Annotated in this window: 7 protein-coding genes; 4 read left to right on the forward strand and 3 right to left on the reverse strand. The window is 62.1% G+C overall.

Translation table 11 applies throughout. The features are described 5' to 3' along the window. From menC to DOU50_RS02210, 4 genes are all read left to right on the forward strand, one after another. A partial coding sequence (gene menC / locus DOU50_RS02195) for an o-succinylbenzoate synthase (protein WP_148768684.1) occupies positions 1 to 721 on the forward strand: 721 nt, incomplete at its 5' end. Further along, complete coding sequence (menE, locus tag DOU50_RS02200) at positions 718 to 2079, forward strand: o-succinylbenzoate--CoA ligase (RefSeq protein ID WP_148768685.1); 1362 nt, start codon at positions 718 to 720, stop codon at positions 2077 to 2079. The genes menC and menE, both read left to right, overlap by 4 nt. Before the next feature lie 124 nt (positions 2080 to 2203). Next, positions 2204 to 2743 (forward strand): YfaZ family outer membrane protein, encoded by a 540-nt coding sequence (locus DOU50_RS02205; RefSeq protein WP_024908211.1) that lies wholly within the window; start codon positions 2204 to 2206, stop codon positions 2741 to 2743. Between the two features lie 93 nt (positions 2744 to 2836). Next, the gene (locus DOU50_RS02210) at positions 2837 to 4036 is read left to right on the forward strand and encodes a nicotinamide mononucleotide deamidase-related protein YfaY (protein WP_024908210.1); all 1200 of its coding nucleotides are present in this window, start codon (positions 2837 to 2839) and stop codon (positions 4034 to 4036) included. A gap of 33 nt (positions 4037 to 4069) precedes the next feature. On the opposite strand, the gene glpC is transcribed toward DOU50_RS02210, so the two are convergent. The 3 genes from glpC to glpA all read right to left on the reverse strand — a co-directional run. After that, the gene (gene glpC, locus DOU50_RS02215) at positions 4070 to 5260 is read right to left on the reverse strand and encodes an anaerobic glycerol-3-phosphate dehydrogenase subunit GlpC (protein WP_024908209.1); all 1191 of its coding nucleotides are present in this window, start codon (positions 5258 to 5260) and stop codon (positions 4070 to 4072) included. Further along, complete coding sequence (glpB, locus tag DOU50_RS02220; protein WP_024908208.1) at positions 5257 to 6474, reverse strand: glycerol-3-phosphate dehydrogenase subunit GlpB; 1218 nt, start codon at positions 6472 to 6474, stop codon at positions 5257 to 5259. The genes glpC and glpB overlap by 4 nt, the downstream gene beginning before the upstream one ends. Then, a partial coding sequence (gene glpA / locus DOU50_RS02225) for an anaerobic glycerol-3-phosphate dehydrogenase subunit A (protein ID WP_148768686.1) occupies positions 6464 to 8001 on the reverse strand: 1538 nt, incomplete at its 5' end. The genes glpA and glpB, both read right to left, overlap by 11 nt.

The raw sequence follows: 8001 nt of genomic DNA on the forward strand, positions 1-8001 counted from the left end.
TTCCGCGGCCTTTGGTATCAGCTGCGCGCTGGCGGAGCTGGACGGCAGCCTGCCGGAAGCGGGGAATTACCGCGCGGCGCCGCTCTGTACGGGCGATCCTGACGAGCTGTTCGCGCTGCTCTCCGCCATGCCGGGCGAGAAGGTGGCGAAAATTAAAGTCGGTCTCTATGAAGCGGTGCGCGACGGCATGGTCGCCAACCTGCTGCTGGAGGCGATCCCCGATCTGCATCTGCGTCTGGACGCCAACCGCGCCTGGACGCCGCTCAAGGCGCAGCAGTTTGCAAAGTACGTCAACCCGGCCTACCGCAGCCGCATTGCCTTCCTCGAAGAACCGTGCAAAACCCGCGACGATTCGCGCGCGTTTGCCCGCGAAACCGGGATTGCCATCGCCTGGGATGAAAGCCTGCGCGAGGACGATTTTGAATTTGTCGCCGAGCCCGGCGTCAGCGCGGTGGTGATTAAACCGACGCTGACCGGCAGTCTGGCGAAGTTGCGCGAGCAGGTCGCAGCAGCGCACGCCTCAGGGCTGACGGCGGTCATCAGCTCGTCGATTGAGTCCAGCCTTGGGCTGACCCAGCTGGCGCGCATTGCCGCCTGGCTAACGCCGGGTACGGTTCCTGGCCTCGACACGCTGAACCTGATGCAGGCTCAGCTTATCCGCCCGTGGCCGGACAGCGCGCTGCCGTGCCTCGACGTCGAGGCGCTGGAGCCGTTGCGATGAGTTTTACCGACTGGCCGTGGCGGCACTGGTGCGCGCTGTCTGCTGATAAACCGGCCCTCAGGCTGAACGATGAGGTGCTCAGCTGGCAGCAGCTGTGCACCCGCGTCGACCGGCTTGCGGCAGAGTTTCACCGGCAGGGCGTGGAGGAGGGCAACGGCGTGCTGCTGCTGGCCCATAATCATCCGCAAACCCTGCTGGCGTGGCTGGCGCTCCTCCAGTGCGGGGCGCGTATTCTTCCCGCTAATCCGCAGCTTCCGCGCCCGCTGCTGGACGTGCTGCTTCCGCAGATGACGCTGTGCTTTGCGCTGGTGCTGGACGGCATCTACGACGCTCTTCCTGCCCTGCGCATGCACGAGGCAGTCGATGCGTATTGCGCTGCGTGGCAACCGGCGCGGCTGGCCTCCATGACGCTGACCTCCGGCTCCACCGGGCTACCGAAAGCGGCGGTGCATACGTGCGGGGCGCATCTCGCCAGCGCGCGCGGTGTTTTGTCGCTGATGCCCTACGGTAAAGACGATGACTGGCTGCTTTCGCTGCCGCTGTTCCACGTTTCCGGCCAGGGGATTTTATGGCGCTGGCTGCAGGCCGGCGCGCGGTTAACCGTGCGCGAGAAACAGCCTCTGGAGCAGGCGTTGCGCGGCTGCACCCACGCCTCGCTGGTGCCGACCCAGCTTTGGCGTCTGCTTAATACCCACCAGACTGTCGCACTGAAAGCGGTGCTGCTGGGCGGGGCGGCCATCCCTGTTGAATTGACCGAACAGGCGCGAGAGCAGGATATACGCACCTTCTGCGGCTACGGTCTGACCGAGTTTGCCTCTACCGTTTGTGCGAAAGAGGCGGACGGCGAGCCGGACGTGGGCTGTGCGCTGCCGGGCAGAGAGGTGCAGGTGGTTAACGGTGAAGTCTGGATCCGGGCGCAAAGCATGGCCTCAGGCTACTGGCGAGACGGCGAAATGATTCCGCTGACCAACGCGCAGGGTTGGTTCGCCACACGCGATCGCGGCGAATGGCATGACGGCCGTCTGACGATCCTCGGCCGCATGGATAACCTCTTTTTTAGCGGCGGAGAAGGGATCCAACCGGAATCGCTGGAGCGCGTTATCGCCACGCACCCGCAGGTTAACCAGGTGTTTATCGTCCCGCTGGACGACGCTGAATTCGGGCAACGTCCGGTGGCGGTGGTGGAGTGCGAACCGGGAACGGATATCACCTGCTTACCCGACTGGGTCAGGGATAAGGTCGCGCGTTTTGAGCAACCCGTCCGCTGGCTGCTGTTGCCGACTGAACTCAAAAATGGCGGCATCAAAGTCTCACGCCGCGCGCTGCAGCAGTGGGTGAACGCATCGCTGAAGGGATAATAGCCGTTTCAAATAGTTACAATCTACTGACCGGCCGCACGCAGAGTGCTTGATCCCCGGGAGACTCCGGTTAAAATCTCGCGGTTTTGGGACTTCTTTATAATAATTGTGCGGGATCACGACAATGAAAAAAGTGGCATTACTGGGCTTCGGCCTGATGGTTGTATCGGCGGCGGCGAACGCCATCAGCATTAACGGCTCGGCGGGTCAGGATTATACCCACCTGGGCTTTGGCATGGGTACCGAGACATCCGGTCTGGCGATGACCGGCGGCTGGACGCATAACGATGACGACGGCGACGCGGCCAGCCTCGGCCTGGGTCTCAACGTTCCTCTTGGCCCATTCCTGGCGACCGTCGGCGGTAAAGGCATCTATACCAACCCAAATGACGGTGATGAAGGGTACGCGGCGGCAGTGGGTGGCGGCCTGCAGTGGAAAATTGGCGACAGCTTCGGCCTGTTTGGTGAGTACTACTATTCGCCGGACTCCCTCTCGAGCGGTATCGAAAGCTATGAAGAGGCCAACGCCGGTGCGCGCTGGACCATCATGCGTCCGATTACCATCGAAGCTGGCTACCGCTATCTGAACCTGGCCGGTAAAGACGGCAACCGTGACAACGCGCTGGCCGACGGCCCGTACGTGGGCGTTAGCGCAGGTTTCTAATCACTCCGGCGCGGCGTTCTGTCGCGCCAGTTTCTCTCTTCTCCACCCCGCGTTTGCGCTATAGTGTTTTGACCATATAAGCGGGAGAACATAATGATTAACGTGGAGATGTTATCCACCGGCGACGAAGTGCTGCATGGACAAATTATTGATACCAATGCTGCCTGGCTTGCCGATCTTTTCTTTGAGCAAGGATTACCGTTAACGCGCCGCAATACCGTAGGCGACAATCTTGAGTCGCTGGTCGCTATTCTGCGTGAGCGCAGCGAGCACTGCGACGTGCTGATTGTGAACGGCGGACTCGGCCCCACCGGTGACGATCTCAGCGCCCTGGCCGCCGCGACCGCAAAAGGCGAAGGGCTGGTGCTGCACGAGGCGTGGCTTTCGCAGATGGAGCGCTTTTTCTCCGAACGTGGCCGCGTCATGGCCCCAAGCAACCGCAAACAGGCTGAAATTCCCGCCAGTGCTGAACTGGTCGATAACCCGGTGGGTACCGCGTGCGGGTTTGCTATGCAGCTGAACCGCTGCCTGATGTTCTTTACGCCGGGTGTGCCCTCAGAATTTAAAGTGATGGTCGAGCAGCAGATCCTGCCGCGCCTTCGCGATCGTTTTACCCTGCCTGAACCGCCGCTGTGCCTGCGTCTGACCACCTTTGGCCGCTCGGAAAGCGATCTGGCCCAGAGCCTCGATCATCTTCCGCTGCCGCCAGGCGTGTCCATGGGCTATCGCTCCTCCATGCCGATCATTGAACTTAAGCTGACAGGCCCGGCCGAACAGAAAGAGGCGATGCTGGCCCTGTGGCCAGAGGTGCAGCGCGTGGCGGGCGAAAGCCTGATCTTTGAAGGTACGGAAGGGTTGCCCGCGCAGATTGCGACGCATCTGCAGGCGCGTCAGCTGAGCGTGACCTTAAGCGAGCAGTTCACCGGTGGCCTGCTGGCGCTGCAGCTGTCGCGCGTCAACGCGCCGCTGCTGGCCAGCGAAGTGGTGCCGTTCCAGCAGGAGACCCTGGCGCAGACCGCCCGCTGGGCGTCCGAGAGAAGGGTGAAGCATTTTGCCGGTCTGGCGTTGTTTGTCGGGGGGCTGGACGAAGAATACCTTAACTTCGCGCTGGCGACGCCGGAAGGCACCTGGGCGCTGCGGGTTAAAATGAGCATCACCCGCCATAGCCTGGCGGTGCGTCAGGAGGTTTGCGCGATGATGGCGTTGAACATGCTGCGCCGCTGGCTGAATGGTAAAGAGGTTGCCAGCGAGCACGGCTGGATCCATGTGGTCGAGTCGCTGTTCATCGAGTAAAACCTGTGCCGGGGCCTTTCGCCCCGGCACTGTTCAGCCCAGCGCCTTCGCCAGCAGGGTAATCGGATGTTCACAGCGCTTGCTGGTGGACATTTCAATCTGCCACTTGCAGGTTTCGCAGTCCGTTACCACGATATCCGCGCCGCTCTCTTCAATCTGACGGAACAGCGGGGCGCCAATCGCCTGTGACGTTTCGTAGTTTTCACGCTTAAAGCCGTAGGTCCCCGCAATCCCGCAGCAGCGCGAATCCAGCACCGTCAGCTCCAGGCCTGGAATAAGCCGCAGCAGCTCAAGCGTATAGAGCGACCAGCCCATTTTTTCCATGTGACACGGCGTGTGATAGACCACTTTCAGCGGTAATGTCCCCAGCGGCAACGTCTGCCCGCTATCCAGTTTGCGCCACAGGAAGCGTGTCGCCAGCTCGATGTGCTCGCGCAGGCCGGTGTTATCCACGTCCAGCAGATGCGGATACTCATCGCGAAGGGTGAAGGTACAGGTGGACGAGGTCGCCAGCACCGGAATACCTTTATCGACAATGGCTTCGCGCAGGGAGGTGACATTGCTTTGAGCCTGCCTGCGCGCTTTATCGGTAAACCCGTTGGCAATTAGCGGTACGCCGCAGCACTTCTCTTTGTTCAGTAACTGAACGCCCGTGCCCATGGCGTTCAGCACCTTCAGCAGATCTTTACCCAGCTGCGGGTGGTTGTAGTTCACATAGCAGCCGTGGAAAAAGGCCACCTGGTCGGCGTACTGCGCCTGTTGCGCCGCGACGGATTTGTACCAGCGGCGGAAGGTGCCGTGAGAATATTTCGGCAGGCTGCGGTGATGGTCTATCTTCAGCGTGGCATCCAGCAACTGACGCACCGGTTTGAGAGCGGTCGCGGCATTCACGATGGGGGCAAAGGGCGTCGAGACGCTGCCCATCAGATCGGTGTGGCTCAGGATCGCATCGCGCAGTGTCGGTTTTTGCGTGCTGTAGCGCGCCCGGGCGCGCTGAATGATATCGCCGATTTTCACATCCGACGGGCAGGCGACTTCGCAGCGTTTGCAGTTAATGCAGTATTTCAGCGCTTCATCGTACAGCTTGCCGTCCTTCAGGCGCAGGCGCTCGCCGTCCGGCCCGGCCTGCTTTGGTCCGGGATAGCGTGGGTTAACGCCGCTGACCGGGCAGACGGTGGTACACACCGTGCATTTGATGCAGCTTTCAAAACGGGTATCGTTCATTGTTCAGCCTCCGTGCGCTGGCTAATCTGCTCTGCCACATACAGCGCCGTGACGGCGCAGACCCCGCCACCGCATCCCTGGGCAATGGGATCGTACCCGCCCAGCAGCGAGCCGATGGCAAAGAGATTCCTGACGGGTTTACCGGAAAGCTGCGGATGCAGCTGGTTATCGACAATCACGCCGAACTGTTGCCAGGGCTGCGGCGAGAAGAAATCACTCTGATACCAGTCCGCGCGTGAGGCACGCTGGCGAACATCCAGCCCCATAATGGCTTCCCGGATGCCCTCCCGGCTGCTCAGCAGTCCGTTGCTGAAGAAGCTGCCGCTTGCCAGCACCGTATAGCGGGCGCGAAGCGGAATATCGTCGTGGTTGCGCGTCCAGATTTCGCTCACCGCGCCGTCGGTCAGGGTGATTTTTTTCACCTCATCACCCGCCATCCACACGCCGCCCTGCGCGACAAACTGACGCTGGAGCTGGGTATGCAGGCGAATGCCCGGCACGGACGGGGGTAGCGTGGGCAGCAGGCCGAGCGAGCAGGGCAGACGATCCGAGAGCCAGCGCCAGAGCCGGTTGTCGCGTAAACCGAAGCAGGCGGGCATCAGCAGGGCATCGCAGGTTTCGCCGAGCGGCCTGAGCGCGTCATACAGCAGCGGCCATTTGTCCTCGTTATCAAGAAAACGGGCAATATTCACCGCGCGAAACTCGCTCGGGTTATCGCGCAGGACATCAAGCTCGGGCAGCTCTATCTCTGCCGTTTCCGCGTTAACGCCCTGGCGACAGAGCGACGCCGCTGCGAGATGGGGCTGGAAATCCAGAAAGCCGCTAATCCCTACCACCCGCACACGTCCCGCGCGAATGGGGGCAATGGGCACCTCCTCCGGGCTGAGCCACGCGGAACGCAGGGTGCCGAGCGGCGTAACGCGCTGGTGATTGAGCCGGGCGCTGCCCTGCAGACGCGCGCCGCAGTCCGCCAGCAGCGCTTCGGTTTCCAGCGCAAAGCGGTCAATATGCTGCGCGCCAATCAGGTGATACGGGTGCTCCGGCGGCAGCTTATCGCGGTACGCTTCGTCCACCAGATCCAGCGAGCCCGACGAGAAGTGCAGGGCGCTCTGGCCCCGGGTGATAATGGCGCAGCGCAGCCCCTGCTTCGTGAGTTTGATGCCGCAGAGCAGGCCTGCCAGCCCGCCGCCGACGATTACGGTATCAAATTTCATCGCGTTGCTCCTTCTCAAGACCGCAAAGCCCCTGGTAGACCCAGCGGGTAAATTCGCTTTCGCGCAGGGCATCGCCCCAGGCGACAGGCTGAATGCCTTTCCAGCGCTCGTTTAAAAACGCGCTGAGCTGATCGAGCGACTGGGTGGCGGTGGTGGTGTGAAAACGCTGCAGCAGACCGGCGGCACGACAGGCGCACAGCTCGCCCTGACAGGTGCCCATTCCGACGCGGGTGCGGCGGCGAAGATCGAGCAGGCTGTTGACCGTCAGATTCTCCACCGCGTACTGCACCTCACCGGCGGTGACGGCTTCGCACTCGCACACCAGGCTGCGGCTCAATCTTCCTTCACCGAGCCACTGTGGCGTTCTGTCGCCGTGGCGGTAAATAGCGGAACCGCGCAGCGGTGCGGGCAGGGAGATAATTTTTTGCAGCGTTTTTTCGGTGGACTGACGCGAGCCGGGCAGGGCTTGTTCTGCCGTCACGCACCGTTCGGTATTGCCCAGCTTGCGGCAGACGGCATCGGTCGCCCACTCGGCCATCAGGCGGTAGGTCATTAGCTTGCCGCCGGTGATGGTGATAAACCCGTCCATGCCGTCGCGTTCGGCGTGATCGAGCAGCACGATGCCCCGGCTGACGTTACGCCCGCTCGGGTCGTTATCGCTGGCGACCAGCGGACGCACGCCCGCGTAGGCGCGCAGAATACGCGTCTGGGCCATCACCGGGGCCAGTTTTTCTCCTTCGCGCAGCAGGATGTCGACCTCTTCGGCGGTCACGCGGTTGTAGTCGATCTCGCTGTAGTCCACGTGCGTTGAGGTGGTACCGATTAACGAAATGGTGTCGCCCGGGACGAGGATATCGGCATCAGACGGCTTGCGGCAGCGGTTGATCACGTGGTTATTGATGCGGTGGTCGAGGATCAGCAGCGAGCCTTTCGCCGGGAACATGCGCACCGACAGGTCCGCGTATTCCGCGATGCGCTGCCCCCAGATCCCCGCCGCGTTGGCCACAACGGCGGCATACAGCTCGCTGTGTTCGTTATATTGCGTATCAAGGATCCGCACGCCGCAGATGCGATTCCCCTCGCGGATAAGCCCGGTCACTTCGTGCCCGGTCAGAATACGCGCACCATGCTCGCGGGCGTCCAGCATATTGGCGGCGGTCAGGCGGAACGGATCGACGGTGCCGTCAGGGACCTTCACCGCGCCGATAAGCGCCGGGTTAACCGACGGTTCCAGCCGCCGCGCCAGCGCCGGATCCAGGGCCTCAGCCTGAATGCCCGCGGCGCTGCAGGCGGTAATAAAGGTGTCCTGAAAGGCGAGATCATCTTCGGGAAGGGTAATAAAGAGGCCGTCGGTCGGCTCAATGCAGTGGCGGGCGATACGCTTGAGGATCTGGTTTTCAGCAATACATTCGCGCGCGGATTCAGCGTCGGTGACCGCATACCGCGCGCCGCTGTGCAGCAGGCCGTGGTTACGCCCGGTTGCGCCCGTAGCGATATCATGGCGTTCCAGAAGCGTGACGCTCAGGC

It is taken from the genome of Enterobacter sp. C6, assembly GCF_008122455.1.
Taxonomy (GTDB): Bacteria; Pseudomonadota; Gammaproteobacteria; order Enterobacterales; family Enterobacteriaceae; genus Enterobacter; species Enterobacter pseudoroggenkampii.

Coding starts and splice junctions, on each gene's coding strand:
- DOU50_RS02210 (WP_024908210.1), top strand. CDS start 2,837: ATGATTAACGTGGAGATGTTATCCACCGGCGACGAAGTGCTGCATGGA.
- glpB (WP_024908208.1), bottom strand. CDS start 6,474: ATGAAATTTGATACCGTAATCGTCGGCGGCGGGCTGGCAGGCCTGCTC.
- DOU50_RS02205 (WP_024908211.1), top strand. CDS start 2,204: ATGAAAAAAGTGGCATTACTGGGCTTCGGCCTGATGGTTGTATCGGCG.
- glpC (WP_024908209.1), bottom strand. CDS start 5,260: ATGAACGATACCCGTTTTGAAAGCTGCATCAAATGCACGGTGTGTACC.
- menE (WP_148768685.1), top strand. CDS start 718: ATGAGTTTTACCGACTGGCCGTGGCGGCACTGGTGCGCGCTGTCTGCT.